We start from the raw sequence: 26,413 nt of genomic DNA on the forward strand, positions 1-26,413 counted from the left end.
ACAAGGATTATCACAATAGTCCGCGGCGCGATGCTGAATTCAAAATTATTAATCTTGATATTCAATTCGTCCACGCTCCTTTCGATTGAGAGATATCCCGTATCCACCTACTTTTTTCAAAGTAGTAACGGTAAAAAGTGTTTACAGGCGAATCACCTGCAATCCACATTCAGTAAACGCCCATTGCTGAACCAGCAGGGCACTTTTCTGACGAGATAAGGATACGTGTTTGGAACAAAAGGATATCGGAATAATCTTCTCGCACTAAGGAACTCTACTAGCTTAACAAAAATTACATATTTTTGGATAGTCGGAACATGCGTTCCGACTGGGAAGGGGGTGAGAATGATTGGGAATGTTCCAGAAGACATTTAGTCGATTTGCTGGCGCTGTCAGAAGTGCATTGAAAATACGCTTCTTGGGCGGTTATAACCCAGTGTTCACGCCTTTTGGTGATAACACGTATGAAAGTGACGTAGTACGTTCAACGATCGATACAATTGCGAGAAATGCGGCAAAGATCAAAGCTAAGCACGTACGGCGAGTAAATGGAAAAGTCCAGAACATGGGCGGTAATATCGAGCGGCTGCTAAGCGTTAGGCCAAACCCCAAACAGAATGCCTATAGCTTCTGGTACAAGGTTTTCACGCAACTGCTGTTACGATCAAATGCATTTATCATCATTGATCGCGCCGGACCATTAGAACGATACCGAATACGAGGGTTTTATCCGGTTGATTGCATCAGAGCGGAAATGCTTGAAACTGAAAATGAATATTTCATTCGTTTCCAGATGAAGGAAGGCCATACCTATATAGTTCCTTATTCCGACGTGATTCATTTACGTCGGTTTTTTAATGCGGACCCGGATTTCGGTAGCGGTAACGAGGTACCGCTACTACCCACTTTGGAACTGATACAGGCAACAAATCAGGGGATTATCAATGCAATAAAATCATCCGCATTCGTTCGCGGGATATTGAAATTTACACAGAATTTGAATCCATCCGACCGGAAGAAGCAAACGGATGATTTTATACGTGATTACTTTAATCCCGAAAACGGCGGCGGGATCGCGGCAACGGATGTCAAAGCAGAATTCACTCCTTTAAATGCTGACCCTAAAATGATCGACGCCAAACAAATGGGATTAATTGAACAGAAGGTCTACAAGTACTTTGGCGTAAATGAGAAGATCGTCAATTCAAGTTATAACGAGGATGAATGGAATGCGTTCTATGAATCGGTCATTGAACCGACTTTTGCCATTCAGACCAGCCTTGAGGTCACAACCAAAGTATTCAGCGACAACGAACAAAACCACGGTAATGAAATTGTTTTTGAAGCTAACCGGCTGCAGTACGCCAGCGTGAAAACGAAGTTGGACCTGATGCAGATGGTCGACCGCGGCGCCATGACTCCTAATGAATGGCGTGAAGTCATGAACATGGCTCCAGTTGAAGGTGGCGACGAGCCAATTCGCCGGCTTGATACAGCAACGGTTAACGCTGCACCAGTGAAGAAGACTCCACCGAAAGGGGGTGAAGAAGAAAATGACGAAGACGACGACGGAGACGAATCCTAATGCGCGATGGAAAGATCGGGAGTTCCGGGAATTCCAATTCGAAATTCGCGCATCCGCATTGACGGAAACAGAGGGTGATGAAGAACAAGCTCTGTACGTTGAAGGCTATGCTTGCCGGTTCAATGAAACGACTGTCCTTTATGAGTATGGCGACATGCAATATAAGGAAAAAGTGGCGCCTACAGCTCTTGCTGATGCGGATATGAGCGACGTGATCTTTAATTACAACCACGGCGGCAAAGTTATGGCGCGGACGCGTAATAAGACGCTCGAGTTGAAGGTTGATAACAAGGGGTTATTCATTCGGGCGCGTCTGGATGGGACGGAGGAAGGCCGCAAGTTATATGAGGAAATTAAAGGCGGCTACATCGATCGTATGAGCTACGCCTATACGGTTAAGGAAGCCTCTTATGACAATGAAACGCGGACTCGTACCGTTCTTCGAATCAAGAAAGTTTACGATGTTTCCGCGGTGGATATTCCCGCTTATGATACAACTTCAATTTCGGCCCGTTCCGCCTTCGAAATGGTTATTGAGAAGGAAGAGCAAGTGGCGGTAGCTGCTGAACGGAGAAAGAAATTGCTGCTTCAAACTTACTTATAAACCCAATTTCGAAAGGATGATTATTCAATATGAAAAAGAAATTTATGCTTGATCTTGATCTTCAATTGTTTGGCGCTGAGGTTGATGCAGAAAAACGCTTCAAAGAAATCGATGTCCGCAAGCAAGAGATCCGCAGCCTGTTGGAAGGTACCGACGATGTAAATCTGGATGAGCTTCAAACTGAACTCCGCGCTCTTCAGGACGAAGAAAAAGAGATTCGTCAGCGCGAAAAACGCGCAGCTATGGCTGCTGCAATCAATACGGGAGATACTGAAGTTCGTCAAACGGCTACTTTTACTCCTGGTGATGTTGCGGATCCAGCTAAAGAAGCTCGTAAAGCCTCTACGGCTCGCGGTAACGCGCTTAAAGAAAATCGCTCAGTAACCGTTGGCTCTGCCGGGGTTATTTTACCTGGATATCAGGCATCGGACATTCGCCCAACTTTCAATGAGGTCTCCAGTCTGGTTGACCGCGTTACCGTTAAGCCGTTGCTTGGTGGTGAAAGTTTCAAACAATCTTATGTAAAAGGTTACGGTACGGGCGATTACACTGCTGAAGGAGCTGATTACGCTTCGGCAGAACCGATCTTTGGATATGCTCAAATGTCCAAATCCAAGATTACTGCTTACGCCGAGGATTCTGAGGAGATTCAAAAATTGCCAGCGGCCGATTACGACAGCGAAGTTATGAAGGGTATCAGTATTGCTGCACGCAAAAAAATCACCCGTGAAATCCTTGTTGGTGACGGCACTACAGATCATCTTACAGGTATCTTCTCGGCGGCGGCTACTGCCATTGATTCGGCCACAGACTTAGCGATCGTATCCATCGACGAAGATACCCTGGATAATATCGTATATTCCTATGGTGGTGACGAAGAGGTTGAAGATGCTGCGGTCTTGATTCTGAATAAAAAGGACCTTAAATCATTTGCAACTCTCCGTGGCGATGATGGCGAAAAAATATACGATGTTGTACCGAACGGAAACACTGGCACTATCGATGGCGTTCCATTCATCATTAACAGTGCTTGTAAAGCTGTTTCTGATGCAACAACGTCTACTGGCCAGTATTCAATGGCGTATGGTCCACTGAGCAATTATATGCTGACAATCTTCTCTGATCTTGACGTTCAGCGTTCCACTGACTTCAAGTTTAAACAAGGCATGATTGCTCACCGCGGCTCCGTCTTTGCCGGCGGCAACGTTGTATCGAAAAACGGCTTCTTGCGCGTCAAGAAAGGTTAGAAGGTGAAGACCAAAGGAGACTTATTATAGTCTCCTTATTTTTTTGGAGGTGTGAAAATGAAGAAATCAAAGAGGCCGCGTACAAACAAGCTTAAAACGGATTTGCAAAATGGATTTTCTGTTAGAGAAAAACATATTGCTGACATTGAAGTTTCATCGGTTGCTGCATCAGCCGCCGCCCCTGCTGGAGCAGTTGCGGCAACCGCGAGTACAGCTTCCACAAAGACCATTACAACAGGCATTAATCAACCAGCATGGCCCCGCAATATAACAGCAACAGCTGGTGGAACTGCCACGGACATTAAGGCTATCCAGGTTGTGGTTGAGGGGACCAACTTTGCTGATGAGAAAATTACAGAAACATTGCCGGCCTTCACTGTAGATACAGCCGGAATTGTAACAGGGAACAAAGCTTTTAAAACCATTTCTAAAATTACAATCCCGGCACATGATGGTACAGGCGCAACCACTTCAATAGGTTTTGGCACTAAGCTGGGGTTGCCTTATCGCCTGGATCGTAACTCGGTAATTGCTGCATATAGGAATGGAGCGCGTGAGGCAACAGCACCGACTATTACGCTAGATGCGGTCGCTATGGAAAACAATACATTTACGCTCAGTAGCGCATTAAACGGGACGCAAGTAAATGTCGAATTGACAGTATAGATGCGTCCCATTGAGGAGGCTAATCGTGGCGATACTGGACGATATGAAAGCCGCGCTGCGAATCAGCAGGAGCAATACGTTATTTGATGGCGAGGTTAACGATCTTATTGAGGCGGCCAAGAACGACCTTCGCCTAGCTGGAGCTTCCCTGGCCAAAACAGAAGATCTAACTGATCCGCTGATTAAACGAGCAGTCACGGTCTACTGCAAGGCTAACTTTGGCTTCGACAACCCTGATGCAGAACGGCTCCAATCCTCATATGAATCCCTGAAAGCTCACCTGACGCTTTCACAGGAATATACGAACGAGGCGGCGCCGTCATGATGTGGAGGGATGCTGTCGAACTCATACAGCCAACAGAAGGGCGCAATGGGTACGGCGAGGTTGTTGAGGGCTACCCGATAAAATCTGGGCCAATACTTGCTAATAAGAAGTCAGTCCGGCAGTCGGAGTTTTATCAAGCCGCAGCGTCCGGCATGAAGCCGGAGATTGTATTCGAGGTGAGGGCGGAGGAATATGCCGCCCAGCCTCAATTGTGTTTTGAGGGAACCGTGTACCACATCATTCGGACCTTTTCGAGGACTGGCGAGAAACTGGAGCTAATCTGCTCTCGCTTTCCAATGGAGGCGTAGACGATGGCTAAGGACAAGGGCTTCAAGATTGATGGCATGGACAATCTCATCAAGATGATGAACAAATTGGAACGTGTTCCGCAGACGGTTGTTACCAGGGCAGCTCGGGCGGGTGCGACAATCCCATTGAAAGCAGCCCGGAAGAACGCGCCGGAAGATACGGGCGAATTGAAACGAGGCATTGTGCTCAAGGCAGAGCGCCGGACGAAGATCGGCAAGAAGGTGTATGACATCATGATGGATCCGGCCAAGAATGATTTATTCGTGAAGTACGCCAAAGACGGCACCCGCTATTACTATCCGGCTTCCCAGGAGTACGGGTTCATGACTGAAGACGGCCGCTACATTCCCGGCTACCGCTATTTACGAAATGCCATGACAAACAACGTCAAAGCGATTGAAGCCAAGGTAGTCGAGGTTGCCGGCAAAGAAGTCATGAAGGTTATGAGAGGGTGAGGATTGCATGACATTCGAGGAGGCTCTGACAGCCGAATTGAGCGCTGTTCCTGAGCTGGTAGGCAAGATATACCCACTCGATGCCTCTAACGCTCCTAAAGCGCCGTACGTGGTCTACATCTCGAGCGAAGGAGAACCGACGAAGGGGCTTGACGGCTTCATCGGCGGGCAAAGCGTCGATGTTGAGTTAAACATCATTGGTGCAACATACAGCAGCATGAAAGAACTGACCAGAGCGGTTATAACGATACTCAAATCTTTTGAACTGCGGCAGATCGGCAGCGAGGGACCTTACATTCAAGAGTTAACTTATCAGAAGCCGGTTGAACTTTACGAATCGGCTCCCAAACTCCACCGCTGCCTAATTGATTTTCAAGTTTACTTTTAAGGGGGAAACCAAGTGCCTAAAAGCAAAGCATCAGGAACCAAAATTCAAATTGGGGCAAACTACGTGGCCGAACTGACTTCGATCAGCGGTCCAGAATTATCTGCGGACACGATCGATGTAACAACGCTCGACAGCAACGGCTGGCGGGAATTTCTGCAAGGATTAAAAGATGGTGGAGAGGTTAGTATATCCGGCTTTTTCAATACGAGTGACATTGGTCAAATGGCTGTCTACCAAGCATTTAACCAAGGATCATTGGATTCGTATACCATACTCTTCCCGCCTGCCCTCGGAGCCTCGTGGACGCTCAACGGAATCGCGACCGGCATTTCTACTAGCGCAGAACTGGAGGACGTCGTCAGCTTCGAGGCGACAATCAAAGTCTCCGGCGCCCCGGCACTCGGACTTACACCTTCTGGGGGCTTAACAGCATTGTCCTTGACAGGCGCAGGTGGCGCTCTGACGCCGACATTCTCGAACGGCAACTATCTGTACACCTTCAGCGGCGTGACTGCTACAAGTGTCACACTGACTGCTACAGCAGCTAATCACACGCTCGCTTTGTACATTGACGGAGTCTTATCGCAGGCTCTCACAAGCGGATCTGCGTCCGCTGCAATCCCTGTTACTTTGAACGTTGGTAAGAAGCTGACGATCTTGGCTACAGAGTCCGGCAAGACAACGAAGGTATACGAGGTAACAGTCGCTAAGACAGCCTAATTAACTGCCGGGGCTTCTGCTCCGGCTTTTATATTTTAAGGAGGAACATTCATGCCAAACGAAAACCAGAACAATAACGATGTTGTCATTATCCATTTGGACCGTCCGCGCGAGCTGCGTTACGGTCATAAGGCTTTGAAGCGTCTTTCCGCAATCACAGGGAAGAGCATTGAGGACTTGGAAGCCAACAGCTTCGACCTGGAAGAAGTCGAGAAATTCCTTTACTGCGGCCTGCTATCCGACGCCCAAAAGAATGACGAGGACCTGAAGCTCGATCAAATGGAAGACCTGTTAGATGAGGCTGCTAGGTTCTCAGACATCATCGAAGCAATGCAAAAAGCGTTTTCCAATGCGTTCGGCGATTTCGCAACTGAGGGAAACGAGCAGCCGGCGGGGAAGTAGATGGCGACGAACCACCTGATGATTCCCCATTCGATTGGCAAAAGTCGCTGCGGATGGCATTCCGGATCGGCTTGAAAGTGCATGAATACGACGAGATGACTCCTCATGAGCTCAACATGATGATTGAGGAGTGGAGCATCGGGGAAAAGAAAAATGATCAACGTTTAGTCGAAGCGGCCTACCTGGGTGCGTATTACAACCGCGTTAAGAAATTCCCAAGCGCTGACAAGGTGTTTGGATCCGGAAAAGAAGAGAAACCGAAGAAACAGACCGCTGCAGATATGCTGGCGGAGGTGAAACGTCTAAACGAGGCTCTCGGCGGCACGACTTACTAGGTGCTCAATCGAGCGCCTTTTTTATTTGTCTATGAAAGGAGGTAGACACTTTGGCAGTAGTAAAAAACCTAATGATCCGGGCCGGGGCGGACTTCTCTGGCATGCGGAACGAAATGAAAAAGGCTCAGCAGAACATATCCGATTTCAAAAACAAGGTCTCCGGAGCAATGAAGACAATCACCGCGACATTGGCTGCTGTTGGCATCGGTGCTGTATTTAAGGATGCAGCCAAGCAAGCCATGACCTATGAGGCGGCAGTCCAGCAGATTAACCGGCAGATGGGGACCAGCGCAAAGGCTTTTGACGATTGGGCCAAGAGCGGAGCAAGGGCATTCGGATTAGGACGGACGAGCGCGATTCAATACGGCGCGACATTCGGCAACCTAATCAGCAGCTTCGCAAGCGGTACGGATGATGTGATGAAGAAAACGCAAGACCTGCTGAAAGCTGCCGGCGTCGTCGCATCAGCAACGGGGCGCAGTATGCAAGACGTAACAGAGCGCATTCGTTCCGGCCTGTTGGGCGAGACGGACGCAATTGAGGACCTGGGCATTAACATCAACCAATCCATGCTGACATCTACAGCGGCATTCAAGCGGTTTGCTGGCGATAAGTCATGGTCGCAGTTGAGCTTCCAAACACAACAGCAGATCTTATACTTCTCAATCCTGGAACAGGCATCAAGGAAATACGGCGACACGGTGGCAGACAATACAAGTACTAAACTCCTGATGTTCACCGAAACCATGAAGGATGTGAAGACGGCGCTCGGGCAAGTGTTCTTGCCTATATTGAATGTTGTTCTTCCGATCCTGACAAAGCTGGCGCAGGGACTTCTCTACGTCATGAACATAGTGGCACAGTTCTCACAAGCATTATTCGGCAAGAGCGCAGCTAAGCAAACACAGACTCAGACGAAAGCAACCGGGGCACAGACTGCTGCTGTCGGGGATCTTGGCGACGCCTATAAAGCAGCTGGAAAAGCCGCTAAGAAAGCTGCGAGCAATCTCGCAAGTTTTGACGAGACCCACAACCTCGATGACAATTCGGACTCCGGAGCTGGGGACGACAAAGGGGCAGGTGCAGGCGGCGGGATTGATGCAACGACGATTCCACCGCTCGATATGGGCGGGTTTGCAGAATCTACTGTCGCAGTATCCGAGAAGATCAAGGCCATGGCCGACAAGGTCAAGGCTGCTATCGGCAGCATGTCTGACTTCATCAAGGAGCACAAAGACATCATTATCGCGGCACTGTCCGGCATCGGCGCAGCCCTCGCGGCGGCATTCCTTATCAGCAAATGGGGAGCCATCGTGAAGGGGGTAACAAGCGCTATGTCCAGCATCGGGTCAGCGTTCGCCCTCCTTGTCTCGCCTATTGGATTAATTGCCATTGCTATCGCAGCTGCCGTCGCGGCGTTCGTTTACTTCTACCGGACTAATGATAAATTCAAAGGCTTTGTTGACGGGATCCTGAAGGCAATCGGCGAGGCTGCTCAATGGTTATGGGAGAAGGCGCTCGTTCCAATGGGCGAATGGTTGGCGACAAAGGGTGTTGAATACTGGAACAAGTTCTCCGAAGCGATGCAGGTCCTTTGGAATAACGTCCTGAAACCTTTCGGTGCGTGGCTCATGGATGTGCTGCCTAAAGCGTGGCAAGCCGTGCAGAATGCCGCCGAGTGGCTTTGGAAGAATGTCCTCGTACCATTCGGGGAGTTCATGACAGCGTTGTGGCAAGGCGTACTGAGCCCGATGGCTAGCATCCTTGCAGACGTGTTGGCAATTGCATTCGATGTCGTATCGAAGGCTGCTAAATCCCTTTGGACGAACGTGCTCGTGCCATTTGGTAAAGCCTTGGGAGAAATGTTCGGTCCCGCTGTAGAAGCGGTGTCCGCCGTACTTACCTTCCTATGGCAAAAGGTAATGCAGCCTCTGCGCGATTTCATTGTTAATAATGCAGCGCCCGCATTCAACGTATTCGGCGATGTTCTGACCACTGTTTGGAACACTGTGCTGAAGCCACTCGCTTCATATATCGGAAATGTCTTTTTGAGTGTATTCGACAACACATTCAGATCCATCGGGACCATCATCAACGGCGCTAAAGATATCTTCATCGGCCTCATGACTTTCATCACAGGTACATTTACTGGCGATTGGAGTAAAGCATGGGATGGAGTACGCCAGATATTTAAAGGAGTCTTCGAGTCTTTGTGGGGCATTGTCAAATTCCCGCTCAATATGATCATTGACGGAATCAATGCGGTTATCGAGGCGTTAAACTCCATTCATATCGACATCCCTGAGTGGGTTCCTAAGTATGGCGGCAAGTCGTTTGGCATTAATATTAAACCAATTCAGAAGCTGGCTCGCGGTGGTATTGTGGACGGTAAAACGAATATGGGCAACTACATTGCTGGTGAGGCCGGTGCGGAAATGATCGTCCCTCTCGAGAACACATCGTTTACGGACAAGATTGCCAGCGCACTCGGAACTGCTGTCATGACGGCTATGCAAATGGGCCAAGGCAACAACCGCGGCGGCGGAGACACGATCATCCAGATCGGCGGGGTAGAGGTTGCGAGGGTTATCCAGCCTTACATGCAAAAAGAAACCAGCAGGATCGGCGGCTCCATGATTACAGCAACAGGGGGGTGAGGTATTGAGCCAACCTCTATTAACCATAAATGGAGTTGTAATGCCGACTCCTTCTCCGGGCGGGTACACCGTTACTAAACAGGACCTGGTGAAATCGAACCGGAATGCCCGCGGGACCATGATTAAAGAACTCATAGCCACTAAGGATAAAATCGATCTGCAATGGGTTTACCTAAGTGCTGCGGATTTGGCTAAGCTGCTGCAAGCCGTCTCCGGAAACTTCTTTGATGTGAAATATCTAAATCCGCAGAACGGGTTGTTCCGGACGGCTTCCTTCTATGCGGGCGACCGATCAGCTCCGGCCATGGACTACATTAACGGCATTATCCGATACAAGGACGTGAAATTTAATTTGATCGAAAGATAGGTGGGCGCTATGTATCCAGTAACAGCAGGCTTTCAAGAAGCGATCTACGCGCCTACCAGACGCGTCACCGGCAAGGTAACTTTCAACATCGTAGACATTACAGCAGCAGGCGACGTCAGCAGCATAGTAGCGAATGGCGGGCTTACATTGATCAGCAATACCTCGCAGCTAATCGACAACAAGCGCGATGCTACATGGAACCTAGCAACACTCGAAAAGGACCGCTTCCGGTTGGACGGTTCTTTTTCTTTTCCTGACGATACGACTCCGGCCAATAACGGCGAGGTCGGCTATGTTGGCACGTCGCTCTGCGGGGCTGATGGAGTGTTCACGACACCTCAGACCATCGAGATTAACTTCAATTCAACGCATCGGAGCGCGGGGACATCGATCACCTTCGACCCGTTCAATAACGAATATGCAGTCGATTTCAACATAAGCGCTTATAACGCCTCCGGTGTCTTAATTTCAAGCGTAGATAAGGTCGGCAATACCGCTCCACTTGTTCCGCTACATGGCGAGCTGCTGGATTACAAAAAGATCATCGTGACCATAACCAAGTGGAATGTCGGCAACAGGCGGGTCCGGGTGCTGGAGATTGATTTCGGAATTGTCGAAGTGTACACCGACGATTCCCTTGTCTCCTTCGATTTGATTGAGGAGATGGACATGACCAGCGGGCAGCTCCCTTCGCCGGAATTTCGGTTCACCGTAGACAATAGCGACCGCGCCTTCAACATCCTGAACCCGACCGGCTTTTATAAGTACTTGCAGCAGCGGCAACAGATCGATGCGGAGCTCGGCGTGACGGTCGAAGGCGGACTTATCGAATATGTTCCGGTAGGCCGGTACTTTCTCGTTGACTGGACCAGCGATGCAGGGGCGCTGACGGCCTCTTTCACAGCCCGGACTACCCTCGACCTTATGGCGAATTACGAGTATGAGCAGCTTACGCCGAGCGACAAAACGCTCTTTGCTTTGGCCTCTCAGCTATTCGCTACATGCGGCATTACGAATTACAGTTTGGACTCATCGCTCAATGGTGTATCGACTAACTCAATGGCGAAGAAAACGGACTGCAAAAGCGTGTTGCAGATGGTTGCCATTGCCGGCCGCTGTAACGTATTCATCACCCGGGGCGGAACCATCACACTGAAGCGTTTGATCGACTTTACCCTTGCTGATCGCGTTGACTTCGATAACGCCTATGACGAGCCTGAGTTCGTGCAGGAGAGCATCGTTAAGCAAGTGGATGTCTCATACTGGACGGACCTCGACACGTCTGCTGTGAGCTCTGTGAGCGCCGCGGGAGTGGATAGCGGAGATACGCTTAAGCTTGATCAGAACACCCTCATTAACACGGCTGCCGGGGCTACGGCGGTGGCTGATTGGATTCTCGCTCAAACGCAGTTCCGAGCAAAGTCGAGCATCAACTGGCGCGGCAATCCGGCCCATGAACTCGGTGACTTTATCGCAATTGAAAACTCCTACGGCGCTGATCTACAGGCACGCATCACGAAGACGAGCATCACATACCAAGGCTACCTCACAGCGCAGACAGAGGCTAAGGGGGCGGTCAGCTAATGGCATGGATTACTCCCAAAATAGACTGGCTCTCGACTAACTCCATTAATGCAGAAGACTTCAACCGGATCGAGAACAACATCAAGGAAGTCGCAGCTTACCTTAATTCGATTCAGTACACCATGCCGTCGCTGACCACTGTAACAAACCGGACGCAGTCTTACGTCGACTTCCTCTCGAGCATCAAGCGCATTGAGCAGAACCTGGAGGCAATCCGGGCGGCATTCATCACGCCTGCGGGATATCCCGGCACTAAAGCATGGGGCCCGGGCGTCCGGTTCAATTGGGAGGATGCCAACCGGCTGGAGACGAACGTCAAGCTGCTGATGGACTTCGGCGTGCTAGTCTACCAGAGCTTCCGGTACTGCGGGGCCGCGATATGCGGTGAAACATTCGTACTATATCCAAATAGTTAGGAGGCGGCTTTTATGCCAGGACAGGTGCATGACAGCACAATCAGCTCCATCCTATCGCATCTTTCGGCAAACCTCGGGAGCATTGCGGTAGCGTCCGGAGCGCAACCTGCGGTGGGAGCTGCCAGCCTGATCGGAGAAATGGCGCGGAAAGATGCTGCTGCGGTCGTTACGGCAACCACGCTGACGAAGACCACCGTCTTCTCCGAAACTGAAGGTAACGGAGCTATCCGCTCTATTGGACTGCTAGGTGCTGCCGGGCTGGTCAGCTCGGACGCGATCATCAACAAGACAGCATCGCAGAGCCTGACCGTAGCCGTTACCATCGAGGTGCAGCGGACATGAGGCGGATAACCTGCATCACGCAGCATAACCAGACTCTCGCTGTTCCAACGCTGGTCAGCAAGACCGTACGAGCCGCGGTACCCGAGACAATCGAGAGCGTCAATGTTGCGGGGCTGATAATCAAGGCAACGGTCACCTATTGGCTTCACACATACCGCAATGCCGGAGACAGCCAGCCGTTATATGCGGCGACCTGCGGCGTTGACGCTTATATCTAAGGGGCGGAAATCATGACGGGAACTTATATCGTACAAGGCGCGGACATGGAATTCCGCTTCACCATAAATGATCAGAACGGCAATCCAATCAACTTGACGGGGGCAACGGTTGAACTTAAGGGCGACACCTTTACCAAGGCATGTGACATCGAGGACGCCGCGGCTGCTGTTGTTAGCGTCTGGCTTGGCCCGGAGGAATTGACCAAGGGCGATCACCTTTACCGCGCTGATATCATCATCACGTTACCGGACAGCACGGTCTTCAAAGCTTATGAGCAAGTTGAATTTTATGTAAGGAAGGCGGTATAGCATGGCATATACAAAGACGACGTGGCTGGACAGAATTGTACAATTCGCCAATCGTTACACGAAAAGCAATGAAACAACAAACAGCGTCGATTTGTCAGCGAGCCCCGGCACGGTCACTCAAGCAGGCACGCCACTGAGTGCTTTTAACCTGAATAAGATCGAGCAAGGTATCGCGGACGCGCACGATATGCTGACTGCTGCCGGGACGCTTCCGTTCGTGCTGAAACGCGGGCTTAACATCGCGAGCACTACGGGGCCGAGCCCGGGGAATGTGACGGTGTACGGGCGGACGCTGGTGAATTTGTTAGGTAAGGTCGGCGCATTTGACGGTGGCGACGGAACGGTTGCAAGTGGGTGGTCAAAAGGCGCATTCGGACAATATGTGGCGGCAAACGGCACTCAAACTATAACCGCTCTTGCGGGCGACACGAGCACCGAAAGGGTCGTTGCAAGATCAAATGCCTTTACGCTTTATGCAGGTAAATACTATATCTTCCTCGTTGACGTCACTGTTACCGGGACTGGCAGAGGGTTTGCGCAAGTCTACTCACCTACTCCGTTGTTAAGTGTTCAGGATAGCACAACTACGAATAGAACCATTGCTTTGAAAATCCAACCTGCTGCTGATCAAGTAGTTTCTATTTACCTTAAAAATACCGAAAATACTGGCGGGACAGGTTCAGCAGTATTTGATAATGCTCGATTTATCGAAGTATCAACTGCTGACTTTACAAAAGCTAACGTTGATGTCGATTGGACAGGCGATAAATTAGCTGAGAAGTTACCTTATATAGAAAGCGTGAAACACCTGCAAGGCGCTGCGGTGCGGAAGGTTGGTAAGAACCTTGTTCCACCGTTTACAGATCCGGCTTGGACATTACATTCTCTTGCAGCAGTAGACAGCCCTTATTCGCTTACGTTGAACGCTACCTCTACGGGGTACAAAGTGAGTACCATAATGATTCCTTCCGTAGCCGGGCAGACATACACGTTCAAAATGGGTGGGAACGGCTGGAGGTATGTGGACGCTTACGCATCTGACCAAACGACGAATCTAGGTTCCCGGGTGGCATACGCGCAAGCGACGGCATCCCCTGTAACTTTTACAACTCCAGCCAATACAGCTTACTTAAAAATCGGTTTAGATAATGGAAACCTGATTAATACGTTTACTTTTACCGATCTGCAACTAGAATTGGGCTCCGTGGTGGTGGCGTTCCAGCCATACAACGCCGATTACTTCAACGTGCCGACGATTCTCGCATCTAATCTTGACGGAAGCATTCGGGACTCGGTTTATGTCCGTGACGGCCAGTTGGTCAAGCTTAAGCGGTGGATTACAGGCGTTCTGTTGGATGGTTCGCAAACGTGGTCAAATTCCGGACTATCTTCAACAGGGTTTAAAGAGGTTAGAATGGCTGCTCTAACTAACGCCATCGGCGGAGCGCTTTCTTACGCTCAAGCCTATTTAACACGTCCTGATGGTCAGCCTATGAAGTATGGCACATCGACGGCAGAGATTAACAGTTTTTATATCGCAACATCGGACAAAGTCCCGTATTTCCGTATTTCGAATAGTGACACAGGATTCGCCGATGCGTATACGCCAAGCGTTGCCGAATGGAAAGCTTTTTTCTACGGCTACAAAATGAACAACGGCACGTTCGGTACGCCATACGACGGCACCGGCACGAAGACATGGACGCTCTGGAACGCGACTAGTAACACTGGCGCGGTCACGACGGTTCCGTCAACACTCGCTGCCGGATTCACGCCATACACGTTGGATTACGTGCTGGCAACATCCGTCGAGGAGGTAATCTCCGGTGACGTGGGTTCTATCGCGCTGGCTCCGGGCGGGAACCAGTTGGAGTTGCTTGAAGGCGTGATCGTGCGGGAGAAGGTGACGCCTAAGCTTTCGGTTGGTGCAAATCCGAACTTGTACCATATCAATAACGCGGATACCAATTACGGGGACCTGTCCACTGGCAAATTGAAAAACCGTTCAGCCAAAATAATCGCGATCTACAAAGACCGTAACATAGACCCTAGTTGGACAATTAAGACTGGCGGCACCTCTTATGGGTTGGATAGAGCGGAATGTACTCAAGCTAATTTCGATCCGAACGCCGACTACTTCGTCACCTACATCCTGCTCGAAAAATACCTTTACACCGCCAATGCCACAGACGCCAAGGTCGAGTACCAGACAACGCTCGGCGGCACAGTAGCGCAGAACACGCAGGACATTGCGGACATCAAGACGCGTGACGGCATTCAAGACTTCGGGCTCGATTACATTGAAGCAAAGGCGGACAACCTGCGGATTGACTATGACGGCCATGCAGCGAAGACGACCAGCGTTCACGGGTCTACAGCGGTACCCGCAGCAAACAAGATTGCAATGTATGACGCTAACGGGTTGCTCGTTACCGGAACCCCAACAGCAAGTGGACATGCTACTAACAAGAATTACGTAGATACGTTGGATTCATTCGTTACGCCGAGCGACAACATCCTCTTGTCGTTACCAGTTGAACGCGGGGGCGGCACGTCTCAATGGAAAGTAATTAACCTGAAGTATGGCGGGAAATACAGAATCAAAATGGAAGTCCGCTCAACAGTTGCTGGTAACACAGGGAGGGTGAATGGCCGTTTTGGTTGGAGTGTGTTAAGTACTTCGCAAAACGAATTAGCTTTCGACTCATCTTCGACGACATACAGTCAGGTGGTTATTGAAACACCGTTCTTGCCGCCGAATATGATCCTCCAGTTGTACATCAACAGCACACCATACCCATATTTCCGAAATGTTCAGGTTTGTGGAGACTTAGTGCCATCTAATCCAAATACGCTCAGCGGGGTGGACGTGTAGATGAAACTGCTAATTGAGTATGACAAAGGTAATGGTTCGTTACTTGCGGCGATTCCTAATGGGGTCGCCTTTGTTGATGAATTGCCGGAAACCTCCGGAAGCTGCATCGTAGAAGACGAGGAATTGTCTAAGCAAATATGGGAGTCACACAGCAACGGCGGCGCAGTCACGATCACTATCACAGATGACAGAGTGACGGCTGACGTTACTCCTGTTGAGCCACCTGCTCCGTTACCGACGTTAGAGAAAATCAATGCGATGCTAGCACTCGAACTGGCAGATACGCAGTTCCGGTTGCAGGCTGCCGAACAGGCGCAGGCCGATCTTATCCTTAATCTTGTCCTGAAGGGAGTGCTGTAAATGAACTGGTATCCGCTAATCAAGAATTATTATGATCGAGGGTTCTACTCCGCCGCGCAGGTTCGCGTGTTCGTTGAGGCTGGGAAGATCACGTCCGAACAATTCCAAACCATTACAGGCGAGGTATACGAGAGCCCTGCTGCTTAAGCGGGGCTTTTCTTATAAGGAGGAAGCAAGCTGATGATTAAACAACTAATGCTCAACATCTCGACAGCAGCCGTGGGGTCCGGCCCGAAGGAATCATTGCTCGGCGGTACCTTCGCGGTCATCGTGACGACTATTACTGCAGCTTTAGGAGGGTGGGATGTTGCTTTGCAGGCTTTGCTATATGCCATGGCTTTTGATTATGTAACTGGGCTTCTCGCTGCTATTAAAGATAGAAGGGTCGACAGCGATGCAATGCTTTGGGGCGGCGTCCGTAAGATTGTTGTTCTCGGAGTAATTGCCCTGACTGTTAAGTTCGATGTTCTCTTTGGATACGAGGAACCGGTGCTCCGGACGATTGCATTTTACTTCTACTTGGGGCGCGAAGGCTTGTCGATCGTAGAGAACTTGGGTAAGCTCAACATCCTGGTACCACAGGCCATCAAAGACCGCCTCGTACAACTGAAAGGGGAAGGTGAAAAGGATGCAAGCGAAGTCGGCAAGTAATGTTAAGGTGATCGACGTCTCGCACCATCAAGGCGCGATTAATTGGACTTCCGTTAAGTCGGACGGTGTGCAGGGCGTTTTCATCAAGGCGACTGAGGGCAGGACGGTCCTTGACGACAAGTTCGATGTTAACGCCAAGGGAGCTGCCGCAGTCGGCCTTGCAGTCGGCTATTACCACTACGCACATCCGGAGAATAACGACGCCCTTGTCGAGGCTGCTAAGTTCGCCAGCACAGTTAAGGGTTATAAAGCGGACTTCCCACATGTGCTGGACGTGGAGGGTAAGGCTGAGACGGTAGGCGGTGGAAAGCTATCTGCTTGGTGCGTGGCCTGGCTGCAGGAGGTAGAACGGATCACAGGCCATCCGGCTATGGTCTACACCGGGGCTAACTTCGCGAAGACTTACCTTGGCAAGCAACTTGCGCCTTGGCCGCTCTGGATCGCGCATTACGGGGCTACGACGCCGATGGCTAACAGCACATGGGATAAGTGGTCGGTCTTCCAATACACGTCCACAGGGGCTGTAAAGGGCATCACTGGTAACGTCGATATCAACGCAATGGAGAAAGTTTTCTACGACAAGTATACGAAACCTCCGGCACCCGTTAAGAAGGAGTATAGCATGGAAGAAGTTGCTGTCTATGTCGATGGCGTGAAACTCGTAGACGGCCTGTACGACAGCAAGGCGGGCATCACCTATGTCCCGGTCCGTTCGGTTGCGAATGCGCTCGGGGCTGACGTGAAGTGGAATGAGGAAGCAAAACGAGTCGATCTGACGAAGAAATAAGGAAAGCCCACTGGCCAATGCGGCTGGTGGGCTTTTTTGCGTTATTTAAACAGCTTGCGCATGTCATCGAAATTAGCTTGCGTTTCGGCATCATCGCTCTGTGCATAGACAAAGCCGAGCTTGCCTTCCATGTTCAATACAATTAGCTCTTTGCTGGTATCGTCCTTACTCTGCACAAGAACGACCTTTCCTTTCAGCCCCGAAGTCTCATAGTCCTCCGAAGCAACGACCACTGGATTCTTAAACATATTTTCTTCCGAAGGTGTCGCATCTTGGCCTAGTGCAAAGATAGATTGTGTATCCGGCCGGATCTTCTCACTAACGAATTTCTTCGCTGCTTCCCTATCCGTACCATTCAGATAAATGTTAACGTAGTCCAGAGCAAGTTGCTCGTCTGCCGAAAGCTTCTTAGCTTCTTGTGGCGATGAAGGCTCCTGCGTTACTTCTGGTGTTGCTGTGGCTGCCTCCATAGAAGGAGACTCTGCCGCCACTGTGGCTTTCGCTTCTTTAGCCGGCTCGTTATTGTTGCCGCCGCATCCCCCGAGAATGGCTGCTGTAATTAATGATAAAGCCAGTACGGATAATTTCTTCAAATCTGGCACCCCTCACAAGTTTTTGGAATTAATACCCACTATAATACAAACCCTTCTGACCTACCACCCAAAATCTCTCAACGAAACATCTTCACCGGTCATCTTCCGGATCGCTGCGACAAGTGCGTTCTTCGAAATATCCCGCAGCGGCTCGTTCTTGCTGCATGCCTTGGTCACTGTGTCTTTGCTCACTCCGCTTATACGCACCAGCTCCCCATGAGGTATCTTTTTTTTATCAACAAACTCCCCGAAAGGACTTCTCGCCTTACCTAATCCATACATACTTATCCACCCTCGTTCCATATTCCTAACTCTTTTAAAGTGTGGACAAATCTACTGAAAAAAATACAAGCAGGTCCGAGAGAGTTAGGAAACATGAACAAGCTTCCCCCATAGGCTAGTGACATAACCAGTGATTAACCGACAGGCTTCAACAGCTTGGTAATGGTAACACCGGTGGCGACAGCTTAGAGGAGGCGATTGATGGCATGAGCATTCTAACAATCGACGGTGGCGGTTCGACAATAAAGGTCTATGACGGCGATCAGGTCCGGCAGTTCCCGTCAACAATTAGCTACGACTGGCGTCCGCGGAACATCGAAAGCAAAGGGCAATTCGATTTCGAGTGGGAGTACAACGGCGAGAAAGGCTTTGCCGGCACACTGGCGCAGCGGGAGAGTGATTGCGCGGATAGCTTAAAAGGAGACACGAAAGCACATCCGGAGGCGGCCTTGCGTGTATTGCTTGCATTACACCAATACTGCCCGGACCCGGCGCCAAAGATCATTGTCGGCCAGCCGATCAAGACGCACACGCCTGACGAAAAGAATGCAATCAAAGGAATGCTCCTAAACCGCAGGCATGACATCACGGTTAACGGGCAGCGCCGCATTATTTTGATTCAACGTTGCGAGGTCGCGGCGGAAGGTGTATCTGCCGGCCTGTTGATTCCGGTCGGCGGGACTATCCGGGTTATTGATATCGGCAGCGGGACCGTGAACTTCGGGACCTTAATCGATAGGCAGTTCAATGATTTGGGGAGCTTTACGCTAAGCACAGGAGTGGAGACGACGAGAGGCGGTGTAGCGGCGCTGGCTCATCAAATTGCTCGAGCAGCGAGGGCGGCAAAGTGGCAGCCAGAGGAGAAGGTCAATCTGTGCGGCGGCGGTGCTCTAGTGATGTTGGAACTGCTGAGACCGTACTTCCCGAATGTTGGGGTTATTCCGGATCCGGTTACGGCCAATGTTCGGGCATTCCATATGATCGCGAGGAAGGTGTATGGCTAAGAAAATCAATAAGGTGCCGGTTTGCTTTAATATGCTGGACCCGGACCAGGCGAAGATGCATGAATGGGTGTGCAGCCGGCCGAATAGGTCGGGTTATCTCAAGAGGCTTATTCAGAGGGATATGGAAGGCGGATCGGCGGTGGCTAGTTCTTACCATCCTGCTGCAGCTGTCGGAGACGATGAATTCAATGCAAGTTCATTCATATGAGGAGGAATTATCGTGACAATCAAAATTAACGGAAGGGAGATCGAGAAGATTGAAGAGCTCGAAAGATTGGAACAGCACTACTTCGAAGTTCTCAAGACAACAGCTTATATTATCCTCGGCTGTATCGCTGTCGTTTGTTTGCATGGGGTTATTGACGCCCTTGCCGGCATGGGCTTTGATTTCGGGACGGATCGTCTCATCAATGCTTTTAAGGCGTTTAAATAGCAAAAACCGCCATGGGCGCAGTACGGGCAAGGCGCTGCGGGCGGTTTACCCTCAGCCTATGACATCCAATCGTAAATGATGCAAGTACAGGAGGGAGATCATGAAATTTTGTTTGACTGAGGCCGGGATGTGCGAAATCGTACCGCTGCCACATAACTATAGCTGCAATCAAATTAACCATATCGAGCGGTTCCTTGAGAAGGTGAAAGCCGGCGCGCGGATCATAGTCGAACACATCGATCGCCATAAGGTGATATACCGGATTGGCGCCATGACACTGGTGCTACTGATCGGTTTAGATGTGACGGCGTTCGCTGCTGATGCCAGTATCGATGCAAACGCAGGTAAGCTTTACCACAAACTCATTGGAATAGGGAAATGGGTCGTTCTAATCAAAGGTGCATTCGACACGATCAGCTCCACGGTTCAAGGTGATTTCGTGCAAGCTCGTAAATCGGGGTTAGCGTATCTGCTGGTGTACGTAATCTTACTGGGTCTTCCTTGGGCCTTTAACCAAGTAGAAGTCCTGTTTGAGGAAGTGACCTGATATGCCAATGAAATTCCGTATTTCATCAGAGTATGGAGTGCTGGAGGAGATCCGCGGCGGCCGGGTCCACAGTGGTATTGATCTGGCAATGCCGCGGGGCACTGAGCTCCACAGCATTGCTGACGGCACAATCGAGAAAGTCGTTCATAACAACTTGATTGGCAATGGCGTTCACGTCCGGACGGCGGATGGCGACGTTCATATTTACGGACACCTCGACAAAGTATCCGTTCGTCCTGGCGAACACGTTGACGCAGGAGATCTGCTAGGGCTCAGCGGGAACACCGGGCACAGCACCGGACCGCATCTCCACTTTTCACTGCTGCATGACGGCAAGCCCGCGGACCCGACTTCTCTGGTCAATGCTCTACAGCATTACTCCGGAGAGATTGCGGGTCCGTCATTCCTCGGAATTAAAGGTCCGGCGCTGATGATTACAGACCACTTTACACACGGCAGAGGCATTGGTGACGCTGTGAAGGATCAATTGGCTCATAGTATGGCGGCACACGTTCTGGATTGGCTGCAGGCGGCTTCTATGGCCCTCTATGAATTGAGCTATGGAATTGGACTGATTGGATGTGCTGTGCTTATTATCCTTGGCACAGTGGGTCTCAAGAACGGATACAGATGGGCTGGTCTAACTTTTACATCAGTGGCATTAATACGATACTTGTTGGGCGGTGTGGCAAAGTGAAGAGCATTGCAATTACGAAATACCTGCAGGTAACAAAGCCTGAATACGTCTATCTCCGCATTAAGCCGAATAACTCTGTCCGGAATCAAGGCACTCATAAAGTAGCCCGGGCAATTGCCGCCCTGTATAGGTCCGTGCTGGCTAACGTCAAGATTGAAGAGCACAAACTGATTAAAGCATTGGGCCGGGAATTCGTACTCGGCACCCGGTACCGATACACGATGCCGGCTAAGGTGGCCTATTATATTTACATGGAGCAGCGGAAGGTTGAATTCTATTTCATCGTGCCGCGACAGCACTTGGCGTTCTTGCGAGAGAAGTTGTCGGACGTGTGGGGGCAGGTAACGATCGAGGAGGTTCCGGAGCTCCCGGGATTCAGTCCGGCCGCGACTCGGTATGAATTGGTGTATGAGAAGGAGGATGCACTCAGTACTGCCACCGATCGCCGGAACAATGATCTACTGGTCAGCAATCTGAACGCCGTGGAGCTGCTGGAGGAAGGTGATAAGCTGGCTGTGCTATATAATTTCATCCCGACTGCTCAACTTAGCTGGCGGCACCTTTACAAGGCTACGATCGACAAGGTTAATCGCCGGTTGCCGGTGGACCGGGATAAGATGGGTGGATGGTTCCTGTTCCGATATCTGATCGCGGCAGGGAATGCGGTCTTTAAAGAAATTGCAGAATCGCTCGGAGGGAAAGGGTCATCTTCGGCCGGTGGGGATTATATGGATGCGCTGCTTGATCGTTTGAACGGCGCGCGCCGGATCAGCGAGAGCACATCTAAGAAGGCGACTAGCACAGTTATTGATACGCAGATCGTTGTAATGGCGGAGAGCGATGATAAACTCCGGGAGCGTAACGCGGCGCGCAGCCTGGCACAGTCATTCGATACTGTTTCGGACGACAACCGGCTGCTGTATAAGCCATACCGGCGACAATTCCACTTTACGGACCGCTACCTGCCGGGAGCGTCCAAGAACAAGGTTGGAGATCAGGAGGCGCAGAACTTCATTGCTCTGGCCGGCCGCGATGTGCTCGAGCGATATAACTTCATTGATCGCGTAGAGACGCAGGAAACGCAGGTCCCGGACGATCTAAAGCAAGGCGTCATGTGCATCGGGACCAACACTTATCGCGGTCATGAGCAGGCTGCATACCTATCGAGCGACCGAGAATTCCAGAACCTTACGACAGTTCTTATTGGTCCGACTCGCGCGGGTAAGTCAACGCTGATCGGAAACCTAAGCCGCGATGCGATTAACGCCGGCGAGTGTGTTATCATCTTCGATTTCGTTGGCCAATGCGAATTGAGTCGAGAAGTAGATGCTGTAATTCCACAGGATAAGGTGTTGGTCATAGAATGCGGCGCCGTCCGTAAGATGCAGGGAATCGGTTATAACGAGGTAGGAATCAGCGCGGATCCATTCGAAGCTTACGACAATGCGAAGAAGCAAACCACTCAGTTGATGACGCTGGTCAATTCGATCAATGCTGAGGAGAAGAAGCTATCAGCAAAGATGCAACGCTACCTCGTCAGCGCTTCGTTGGTCGCCTTTAGCAGCGGCGGCAGCGTTAGGGAAGTATTTGATTGCCTACAAGACCACGAGGTCCGTGAGCGCCTTATACGACTCGTTCCAAAAGTTCAAAGCGATAACCTACTCAAGTACATTCGCTGGCTCGGTGAACTAAATGAACTTGATAAGAGTGGAAAAATCGTTGGAACGAAGGACACAAATGTCGTTGGTATCATCGATCGGCTTAACCAATTGGAGCAGAATGCCTATATGGAGAGGATGCTTGATAAAGGAACGGCCGGAAACGTCGACCTGGTTAATGAAATGCAGAAGAACCAGCTGATCTGTATCCGGATGCCGTCGGATATGTTCAGCACAGACCAGGAGCGTGACGTCTACACGACTTACTGGAGCACTAAGATATGGCTGGCGCTGCAAATGAGGAGTAAGCGTCTCGGCGGCGACCGGAGCAAAATGGTGAAGGTTAATCTAGTCGTTGATGAGCTATATCAAGTCGAGCACACAGAGCAGTTCATGCGAAGCAAGCTCAGCCAATATGCCAAGTTCGGACTGAAGCCAATCATCTCAGCGCACTACCTTAACCAGATCCGGCACATCCGCGACGAGCTGCGGTCGGCCAATGCATCATATATGCTGATAGCCGGCTGTGACAAGAAGAATTACGACGAGCTCAAGAGTGAGCTTTATCCTTACCAGGAAGAGGATCTTCTTAAGCTGCCGCGATACCATAGCCTGAACCTGATCAAGAATAAAGATGGATATGCACGGTTTATTACCAAACTTCCTAGACCGGTGTGTTGAAGGTGTATCGAAATATGTGTCGAAATAGCTTAACTAAGATATTATTAATGGAGGTTAGAAATGATATCAGGTTTGGATGAACCTTATTGCACTGAGGAAGAAATGGAAGCGTATCGAAATTAACGGATGATGAACTCTGTAAGTATTTCAAAGGTAATAATGATTGGTTTGAGTCTAAAGAATTAGCGTTAGATAATATTTTATATGTCGATACCATGAAATACCTCGAGGAACATAAGAAATTATTTGAACCTGGTGAATTGGGTAGGTTGGTTATATATGAGATGGCAGTACGTTTCCATAAAGAGAAATCTCCTGGTTGATAAAAAACCAGGAGATTTTTTCGTTTTTATATTACATAACATGGGAACAAAGGATATAAGACGAATATTGTCGAATGGAGTGAATGTGAAAAAATACCTAAAAAAAATGAGAAAGTGTATTGCAAACAATACAGTGGAGGTGTTATATTTGTATTGCAAACAATACAGTTTGCCCTCAAAAGCAAGCAAGGAGGGAGCTGGTTAAGCATGAAAGATAATAAGATTTTCACAACTTATTCTTCCAGAGAAGCAGCGGAGTTATGGAGACTTTCAGAAAACACAGTGACGCAATGGTGTAATAGAGGAAGGTTTGAAGAATGGGAAGCAAGAAAATCAGCAAAAGTTTGGATCGTAACTAGAGAAGGAATGGTTCGCCTTACAGGCAGAGAGCCTGGAGGTAATGCTGAGGGGGATTAGAGGATGCTTGATTTTGTCTGGTTCATGCTCTTCTCGACAATTGAAGGCTTAGCAGTTTATGCATTTATGTTGTATATCTTTAGGTTTAAGTTAACTGACTACATCCTGCCGGTTTTAATCTTGATAGTGCTTATGAATCTACAGAGCTTTTACATGAGGGAAGACACACATTTCCCATTCGTTGTACCAGTCATCAACTTACTATTCTCAGTCCTGTTTATGAAGTATATTGTTCGAATGCCCTTGCTAGGATCTGTGGTATCAGCCGGGATCGGGTATGTAGCTTTCGGTTTAGTCCAACTATTAATTGCCTATTCATCCGGTGGATACTTATCGGTCGAACAAGTCCAGACGGTTGCGTACAAGGGTTACATCATACAGCTATTAACTGGAGTAATCGGCGTCTTGATCGCCCACACGCTTTACAAATTCGGAATTGGATTTGCGAATGACTTCGAGAAATACCGGTTCAAATGGGAAAGCAAGCTGGTCTTTATAACATGCATTTTATTCTGTCTGGCAATGGGTGTTGTGGTCTACATTGGGAACTTGTACATACTGCTTACCTTTTTCATAATCTCAATGATGATCTTCCTTTACTACGCAATGAGAAAGGAGCAAGAAGAAAGTGATAGTTAAAGCATTAGCAAACAAGATGGCAGTAGGGATAAAAAGCGCAGCCCCAGAACATCCGGCCAGCGTGGAGGTCCTGCGCTATTCCTTGATGATGATACTCAACCCAGTGTTTGCCGTATCGGGCGCGTTGCTGATCTCGCTATTCACCGGCCGGACCGCTGAGGTCGCAATCATCCTGGTATGTTTCGCCCTGCTGCGGCACGTATCCGGCGGAGTACACCTGAAGTCGACAGAAGCCTGCATCTTGGTAAGCGCCGGGGGAGCGACAATCCTTTCCTACATCACGTTGGATAACCAATGGACGCTTATCCTTAACATAGCAAGCTGCCTGTTGGTTCTGCTCTTTGCACCAAGTCGGCTGGAGAAAAGCACCTGGGTTCAAAAGCAATCCTACTCGAAGCTCCGGCTTATCGCGCTGTTGATCGTAGCGAGCAACTTCCTGATCCAATCGCCCGTGATGGTGGTTGCCTTCTTCACTCAAGCACTAACGTTGATTAAAAAATGAATAGGTGGGTTTTGTTATGAGCAATCGTTTTGATGACTTGATGGAACCAAAATCATTTTGGAAGTTAGCTGATTATATGCAAGCAATTGAGTTTGCTTTAGAAACTAACTGCGGTCCATCAGATAAAGAAAATTATGAAACAGAGGTTCGCCAATCCATTGTTAAAGTGAAAAAAGCAGTTTTGAACCTAGAAAGATTTTTAGAGACTAAATGAATATAAAAATCGAGAAGGTGGTGGTGACGATGTAGCAACTACCGCAGTGCCCCAACCCCTGTATAGAGAGAAGAGATATAAAAACACACATTTGAGAGGAAACGGTGAAACAAACATGAAAAAATTCACGTCTATCAAACACGCAGTATCAATGATCGCAGCTTCGGGCCTCATGATGGTAGCAGTTCTGGCAACGACAGTATCTCCACAAAGCTGGCTGCTGGTATACAGTGAGGACGCTCCTGAAGAACTTTTAAAGTAGGGGGATTGATTTAACCATGGTCACATTAACGGGAGATATAGCAGGAACAACGGGGTTGATTCCAACAAAGATTAGCGATGTAGACTATCTGGAGTACAATCGTAAACTTAAGCGTGTAATATTCCACATAGGCAACAAGACATACTTTGCTGCAGGCGATTTTTTGTACTGGGTCGACCTCATCCGGAATTCCGGCTATACAAACTTTATGATCGTGGATCGGAACAACGCAGTTAATTTGAACAACATTAAGGTGTTGGATCCGGTGTTCAAAAAAGCATACTTCGAGTATGATATTAAGGACAAGGTTAACGGCGGATGTTCAATGTCGTGGGACAAGTATAAAAAAGTTATCGAACTAATCGGGGTGCATAGCCCCAATGCTCATATCGTCAACAACCTATAGATTTAGGTAAAACCCCTACCTTCGGCTGGTAGGGGTTTTTGATTTGTGAATATTAGCATACTTAAAAAGAAAATGTTGTCGTTCTTTGTCGCATCGCTATAAAAAATTCAGTGCACTCAGTTTTTGTTTACTGTCCATTAAAATTACCTAATA

At 49.4% G+C, this 26,413-nt stretch carries 36 protein-coding genes; 34 read left to right on the plus strand and 2 right to left on the minus strand.

Going from position 1 to position 26,413, the window contains the following annotated elements:
- Positions 1 to 355 precede the first annotated feature (355 nt).
- The 23 genes from PJDR2_RS07975 to PJDR2_RS08080 are packed head-to-tail and all read left to right on the plus strand — an operon-like array spanning position 356 to position 17,602.
- Positions 356 to 1,585 (plus strand): phage portal protein, encoded by a 1,230-nt coding sequence (locus PJDR2_RS07975; RefSeq protein ID WP_265525170.1) that lies wholly within the window; start codon positions 356 to 358, stop codon positions 1,583 to 1,585.
- The gene (locus tag PJDR2_RS07980; RefSeq protein WP_015843159.1) at positions 1,554 to 2,189 is read left to right on the plus strand and encodes an HK97 family phage prohead protease; all 636 of its coding nucleotides are present in this window, start codon (positions 1,554 to 1,556) and stop codon (positions 2,187 to 2,189) included. The genes PJDR2_RS07975 and PJDR2_RS07980 overlap by 32 nt, the downstream gene beginning before the upstream one ends.
- Before the next feature lie 44 nt (positions 2,190 to 2,233).
- Entirely contained in the window at positions 2,234 to 3,436 is a 1,203-nt protein-coding gene (locus tag PJDR2_RS07985) for a phage major capsid protein (RefSeq protein ID WP_049790125.1), read from the plus strand.
- A gap of 57 nt (positions 3,437 to 3,493) precedes the next feature.
- Complete coding sequence (locus tag PJDR2_RS07990) at positions 3,494 to 4,102, plus strand: hypothetical protein (protein WP_015843161.1); 609 nt, start codon at positions 3,494 to 3,496, stop codon at positions 4,100 to 4,102.
- Between the two features lie 43 nt (positions 4,103 to 4,145).
- Positions 4,146 to 4,427, plus strand: a complete 282-nt coding sequence (locus PJDR2_RS07995) for a hypothetical protein (RefSeq protein WP_041614102.1) — start codon at positions 4,146 to 4,148, stop codon at positions 4,425 to 4,427.
- Positions 4,424 to 4,735, plus strand: a complete 312-nt coding sequence (locus PJDR2_RS08000; RefSeq protein WP_015843163.1) for a phage head closure protein — start codon at positions 4,424 to 4,426, stop codon at positions 4,733 to 4,735. The genes PJDR2_RS07995 and PJDR2_RS08000 overlap by 4 nt, the downstream gene beginning before the upstream one ends.
- A 3-nt stretch (positions 4,736 to 4,738) precedes the next feature.
- Positions 4,739 to 5,191, plus strand: coding sequence for an HK97-gp10 family putative phage morphogenesis protein (locus PJDR2_RS08005; RefSeq protein ID WP_015843164.1), 453 nt, complete (start codon positions 4,739 to 4,741; stop codon positions 5,189 to 5,191).
- Between the two features lie 7 nt (positions 5,192 to 5,198).
- Complete coding sequence (gene gp17 / locus PJDR2_RS08010) at positions 5,199 to 5,579, plus strand: tail completion protein gp17 (RefSeq protein WP_015843165.1); 381 nt, start codon at positions 5,199 to 5,201, stop codon at positions 5,577 to 5,579.
- Positions 5,580 to 5,591: 12 nt separating this feature from the next.
- Positions 5,592 to 6,299 (plus strand): phage tail tube protein, encoded by a 708-nt coding sequence (locus PJDR2_RS08015; RefSeq protein WP_015843166.1) that lies wholly within the window; start codon positions 5,592 to 5,594, stop codon positions 6,297 to 6,299.
- Between the two features lie 51 nt (positions 6,300 to 6,350).
- Positions 6,351 to 6,701 carry a hypothetical protein gene (locus PJDR2_RS08020; RefSeq protein WP_015843167.1) on the plus strand — a complete coding sequence of 117 codons (351 nt, stop codon included), beginning with the start codon at positions 6,351 to 6,353 and terminating at the stop codon, positions 6,699 to 6,701.
- 53 nt (positions 6,702 to 6,754) lie between these two features.
- Positions 6,755 to 7,036 (plus strand): hypothetical protein, encoded by a 282-nt coding sequence (locus PJDR2_RS08025; protein ID WP_015843168.1) that lies wholly within the window; start codon positions 6,755 to 6,757, stop codon positions 7,034 to 7,036.
- Positions 7,037 to 7,086: 50 nt separating this feature from the next.
- Positions 7,087 to 9,693: a phage tail protein gene (locus PJDR2_RS32355; RefSeq protein ID WP_015843169.1), complete on the plus strand. Its 2,607-nt coding sequence runs from the start codon at positions 7,087 to 7,089 to the stop codon at positions 9,691 to 9,693.
- A 4-nt stretch (positions 9,694 to 9,697) separates the two neighbouring features.
- Positions 9,698 to 10,060, plus strand: coding sequence for a DUF6711 family protein (locus tag PJDR2_RS08035; RefSeq protein ID WP_265525112.1), 363 nt, complete (start codon positions 9,698 to 9,700; stop codon positions 10,058 to 10,060).
- Positions 10,061 to 10,069: 9 nt separating this feature from the next.
- A complete protein-coding gene (locus PJDR2_RS08040) occupies positions 10,070 to 11,644 on the plus strand; it encodes a hypothetical protein (protein WP_015843171.1) in 1,575 nt (524 codons plus the stop codon).
- Positions 11,644 to 12,060, plus strand: coding sequence for a hypothetical protein (locus PJDR2_RS08045; RefSeq protein ID WP_015843172.1), 417 nt, complete (start codon positions 11,644 to 11,646; stop codon positions 12,058 to 12,060). The genes PJDR2_RS08040 and PJDR2_RS08045 overlap by 1 nt, the downstream gene beginning before the upstream one ends.
- A 12-nt stretch (positions 12,061 to 12,072) precedes the next feature.
- Positions 12,073 to 12,402, plus strand: coding sequence for a hypothetical protein (locus tag PJDR2_RS08050; protein ID WP_015843173.1), 330 nt, complete (start codon positions 12,073 to 12,075; stop codon positions 12,400 to 12,402).
- Entirely contained in the window at positions 12,399 to 12,620 is a 222-nt protein-coding gene (locus tag PJDR2_RS08055; protein ID WP_015843174.1) for a hypothetical protein, read from the plus strand. Before PJDR2_RS08050 ends, PJDR2_RS08055 begins: the two co-directional genes overlap by 4 nt.
- Before the next feature lie 12 nt (positions 12,621 to 12,632).
- Complete coding sequence (locus PJDR2_RS08060) at positions 12,633 to 12,929, plus strand: hypothetical protein (protein ID WP_015843175.1); 297 nt, start codon at positions 12,633 to 12,635, stop codon at positions 12,927 to 12,929.
- A 1-nt stretch (position 12,930) separates the two neighbouring features.
- The gene (locus PJDR2_RS08065) at positions 12,931 to 15,804 is read left to right on the plus strand and encodes a hypothetical protein (protein ID WP_015843176.1); all 2,874 of its coding nucleotides are present in this window, start codon (positions 12,931 to 12,933) and stop codon (positions 15,802 to 15,804) included.
- A complete protein-coding gene (locus PJDR2_RS08070; RefSeq protein WP_015843177.1) occupies positions 15,805 to 16,164 on the plus strand; it encodes a hypothetical protein in 360 nt (119 codons plus the stop codon).
- On the plus strand, positions 16,165 to 16,311 hold the full coding sequence (locus tag PJDR2_RS32360) for an XkdX family protein (protein ID WP_015843178.1): 147 nt from the start codon (positions 16,165 to 16,167) through the stop codon (positions 16,309 to 16,311).
- Positions 16,312 to 16,344: 33 nt separating this feature from the next.
- Positions 16,345 to 16,815, plus strand: a complete 471-nt coding sequence (locus PJDR2_RS08075; RefSeq protein ID WP_015843179.1) for a phage holin family protein — start codon at positions 16,345 to 16,347, stop codon at positions 16,813 to 16,815.
- A complete protein-coding gene (locus PJDR2_RS08080) occupies positions 16,793 to 17,602 on the plus strand; it encodes a GH25 family lysozyme (protein WP_015843180.1) in 810 nt (269 codons plus the stop codon). Before PJDR2_RS08075 ends, PJDR2_RS08080 begins: the two co-directional genes overlap by 23 nt.
- A gap of 41 nt (positions 17,603 to 17,643) precedes the next feature.
- Here PJDR2_RS08080 and PJDR2_RS08085 read toward each other — a convergent pair whose 3' ends face one another.
- Together PJDR2_RS08085 and PJDR2_RS33435 are read right to left on the minus strand one after the other, a co-directional pair.
- Positions 17,644 to 18,195 (minus strand): hypothetical protein, encoded by a 552-nt coding sequence (locus PJDR2_RS08085; protein ID WP_015843181.1) that lies wholly within the window; start codon positions 18,193 to 18,195, stop codon positions 17,644 to 17,646.
- 60 nt (positions 18,196 to 18,255) lie between these two features.
- On the minus strand, positions 18,256 to 18,387 hold the full coding sequence (locus PJDR2_RS33435; RefSeq protein WP_265525113.1) for a hypothetical protein: 132 nt from the start codon (positions 18,385 to 18,387) through the stop codon (positions 18,256 to 18,258).
- 296 nt (positions 18,388 to 18,683) lie between these two features.
- Here PJDR2_RS33435 and PJDR2_RS08095 point away from each other — a divergent pair, with 296 nt between their 5' ends.
- The 11 genes from PJDR2_RS08095 (at position 18,684) to PJDR2_RS08150 (ending at position 26,260) form a co-directional block, all read left to right on the plus strand.
- Positions 18,684 to 19,481, plus strand: a complete 798-nt coding sequence (locus PJDR2_RS08095; protein WP_015843183.1) for a ParM/StbA family protein — start codon at positions 18,684 to 18,686, stop codon at positions 19,479 to 19,481.
- Complete coding sequence (locus PJDR2_RS08100) at positions 19,474 to 19,689, plus strand: hypothetical protein (protein WP_015843184.1); 216 nt, start codon at positions 19,474 to 19,476, stop codon at positions 19,687 to 19,689. The genes PJDR2_RS08095 and PJDR2_RS08100 overlap by 8 nt, the downstream gene beginning before the upstream one ends.
- A 12-nt stretch (positions 19,690 to 19,701) precedes the next feature.
- Positions 19,702 to 19,914 carry a hypothetical protein gene (locus tag PJDR2_RS08105; RefSeq protein ID WP_015843185.1) on the plus strand — a complete coding sequence of 71 codons (213 nt, stop codon included), beginning with the start codon at positions 19,702 to 19,704 and terminating at the stop codon, positions 19,912 to 19,914.
- Positions 19,915 to 20,014: 100 nt separating this feature from the next.
- Positions 20,015 to 20,461 (plus strand): hypothetical protein, encoded by a 447-nt coding sequence (locus tag PJDR2_RS08110; protein WP_015843186.1) that lies wholly within the window; start codon positions 20,015 to 20,017, stop codon positions 20,459 to 20,461.
- A gap of 1 nt (position 20,462) precedes the next feature.
- Positions 20,463 to 21,158, plus strand: a complete 696-nt coding sequence (locus tag PJDR2_RS31810; RefSeq protein ID WP_049790032.1) for a M23 family metallopeptidase — start codon at positions 20,463 to 20,465, stop codon at positions 21,156 to 21,158.
- A complete protein-coding gene (locus PJDR2_RS08120; protein WP_015843187.1) occupies positions 21,155 to 23,497 on the plus strand; it encodes a hypothetical protein in 2,343 nt (780 codons plus the stop codon). The genes PJDR2_RS31810 and PJDR2_RS08120 overlap by 4 nt, the downstream gene beginning before the upstream one ends.
- Before the next feature lie 530 nt (positions 23,498 to 24,027).
- The gene (locus PJDR2_RS08130) at positions 24,028 to 24,237 is read left to right on the plus strand and encodes a helix-turn-helix domain-containing protein (protein WP_041613361.1); all 210 of its coding nucleotides are present in this window, start codon (positions 24,028 to 24,030) and stop codon (positions 24,235 to 24,237) included.
- A 3-nt stretch (positions 24,238 to 24,240) separates the two neighbouring features.
- Positions 24,241 to 24,876: a hypothetical protein gene (locus PJDR2_RS08135; protein WP_015843188.1), complete on the plus strand. Its 636-nt coding sequence runs from the start codon at positions 24,241 to 24,243 to the stop codon at positions 24,874 to 24,876.
- Positions 24,866 to 25,378: an accessory gene regulator ArgB-like protein gene (locus PJDR2_RS08140; protein WP_015843189.1), complete on the plus strand. Its 513-nt coding sequence runs from the start codon at positions 24,866 to 24,868 to the stop codon at positions 25,376 to 25,378. The genes PJDR2_RS08135 and PJDR2_RS08140 overlap by 11 nt, the downstream gene beginning before the upstream one ends.
- A 16-nt stretch (positions 25,379 to 25,394) precedes the next feature.
- Positions 25,395 to 25,592: a hypothetical protein gene (locus PJDR2_RS08145; RefSeq protein ID WP_015843190.1), complete on the plus strand. Its 198-nt coding sequence runs from the start codon at positions 25,395 to 25,397 to the stop codon at positions 25,590 to 25,592.
- Positions 25,593 to 25,870: 278 nt separating this feature from the next.
- A complete protein-coding gene (locus PJDR2_RS08150) occupies positions 25,871 to 26,260 on the plus strand; it encodes a hypothetical protein (protein ID WP_015843191.1) in 390 nt (129 codons plus the stop codon).
- Positions 26,261 to 26,413 lie beyond the last annotated feature (153 nt).

The sequence above is a fragment of the Paenibacillus sp. JDR-2 genome (assembly GCF_000023585.1).
Taxonomy (GTDB): domain Bacteria; phylum Bacillota; class Bacilli; order Paenibacillales; family Paenibacillaceae; genus Pristimantibacillus.

Excerpts from the sequence above, each read along its gene's own strand:
- PJDR2_RS07975 (WP_265525170.1), top strand. The coding sequence starts at position 356 with ATGTTCCAGAAGACATTTAGTCGATTTGCTGGCGCTGTCAGAAGTGCA.
- PJDR2_RS07980 (WP_015843159.1), top strand. The coding sequence starts at position 1,554 with ATGACGAAGACGACGACGGAGACGAATCCTAATGCGCGATGGAAAGAT.
- PJDR2_RS07985 (WP_049790125.1), top strand. The coding sequence starts at position 2,234 with ATGCTTGATCTTGATCTTCAATTGTTTGGCGCTGAGGTTGATGCAGAA.
- PJDR2_RS07990 (WP_015843161.1), top strand. The coding sequence starts at position 3,494 with ATGAAGAAATCAAAGAGGCCGCGTACAAACAAGCTTAAAACGGATTTG.
- PJDR2_RS07995 (WP_041614102.1), top strand. The coding sequence starts at position 4,146 with ATGAAAGCCGCGCTGCGAATCAGCAGGAGCAATACGTTATTTGATGGC.
- PJDR2_RS08000 (WP_015843163.1), top strand. The coding sequence starts at position 4,424 with ATGATGTGGAGGGATGCTGTCGAACTCATACAGCCAACAGAAGGGCGC.
- PJDR2_RS08005 (WP_015843164.1), top strand. The coding sequence starts at position 4,739 with ATGGCTAAGGACAAGGGCTTCAAGATTGATGGCATGGACAATCTCATC.
- gp17 (WP_015843165.1), top strand. The coding sequence starts at position 5,199 with ATGACATTCGAGGAGGCTCTGACAGCCGAATTGAGCGCTGTTCCTGAG.
- PJDR2_RS08020 (WP_015843167.1), top strand. The coding sequence starts at position 6,351 with ATGCCAAACGAAAACCAGAACAATAACGATGTTGTCATTATCCATTTG.
- PJDR2_RS08025 (WP_015843168.1), top strand. The coding sequence starts at position 6,755 with ATGGCATTCCGGATCGGCTTGAAAGTGCATGAATACGACGAGATGACT.
- PJDR2_RS08040 (WP_015843171.1), top strand. The coding sequence starts at position 10,070 with ATGTATCCAGTAACAGCAGGCTTTCAAGAAGCGATCTACGCGCCTACC.
- PJDR2_RS08045 (WP_015843172.1), top strand. The coding sequence starts at position 11,644 with ATGGCATGGATTACTCCCAAAATAGACTGGCTCTCGACTAACTCCATT.
- PJDR2_RS08050 (WP_015843173.1), top strand. The coding sequence starts at position 12,073 with ATGCCAGGACAGGTGCATGACAGCACAATCAGCTCCATCCTATCGCAT.
- PJDR2_RS08055 (WP_015843174.1), top strand. The coding sequence starts at position 12,399 with ATGAGGCGGATAACCTGCATCACGCAGCATAACCAGACTCTCGCTGTT.
- PJDR2_RS08060 (WP_015843175.1), top strand. The coding sequence starts at position 12,633 with ATGACGGGAACTTATATCGTACAAGGCGCGGACATGGAATTCCGCTTC.
- PJDR2_RS08065 (WP_015843176.1), top strand. The coding sequence starts at position 12,931 with ATGGCATATACAAAGACGACGTGGCTGGACAGAATTGTACAATTCGCC.
- PJDR2_RS08070 (WP_015843177.1), top strand. The coding sequence starts at position 15,805 with ATGAAACTGCTAATTGAGTATGACAAAGGTAATGGTTCGTTACTTGCG.
- PJDR2_RS32360 (WP_015843178.1), top strand. The coding sequence starts at position 16,165 with ATGAACTGGTATCCGCTAATCAAGAATTATTATGATCGAGGGTTCTAC.
- PJDR2_RS08075 (WP_015843179.1), top strand. The coding sequence starts at position 16,345 with ATGATTAAACAACTAATGCTCAACATCTCGACAGCAGCCGTGGGGTCC.
- PJDR2_RS08080 (WP_015843180.1), top strand. The coding sequence starts at position 16,793 with ATGCAAGCGAAGTCGGCAAGTAATGTTAAGGTGATCGACGTCTCGCAC.
- PJDR2_RS08095 (WP_015843183.1), top strand. The coding sequence starts at position 18,684 with ATGAGCATTCTAACAATCGACGGTGGCGGTTCGACAATAAAGGTCTAT.
- PJDR2_RS08100 (WP_015843184.1), top strand. The coding sequence starts at position 19,474 with ATGGCTAAGAAAATCAATAAGGTGCCGGTTTGCTTTAATATGCTGGAC.
- PJDR2_RS08110 (WP_015843186.1), top strand. The coding sequence starts at position 20,015 with ATGAAATTTTGTTTGACTGAGGCCGGGATGTGCGAAATCGTACCGCTG.
- PJDR2_RS31810 (WP_049790032.1), top strand. The coding sequence starts at position 20,463 with ATGCCAATGAAATTCCGTATTTCATCAGAGTATGGAGTGCTGGAGGAG.
- PJDR2_RS08130 (WP_041613361.1), top strand. The coding sequence starts at position 24,028 with ATGAAAGATAATAAGATTTTCACAACTTATTCTTCCAGAGAAGCAGCG.
- PJDR2_RS08135 (WP_015843188.1), top strand. The coding sequence starts at position 24,241 with ATGCTTGATTTTGTCTGGTTCATGCTCTTCTCGACAATTGAAGGCTTA.
- PJDR2_RS08145 (WP_015843190.1), top strand. The coding sequence starts at position 25,395 with ATGAGCAATCGTTTTGATGACTTGATGGAACCAAAATCATTTTGGAAG.
- PJDR2_RS08150 (WP_015843191.1), top strand. The coding sequence starts at position 25,871 with ATGGTCACATTAACGGGAGATATAGCAGGAACAACGGGGTTGATTCCA.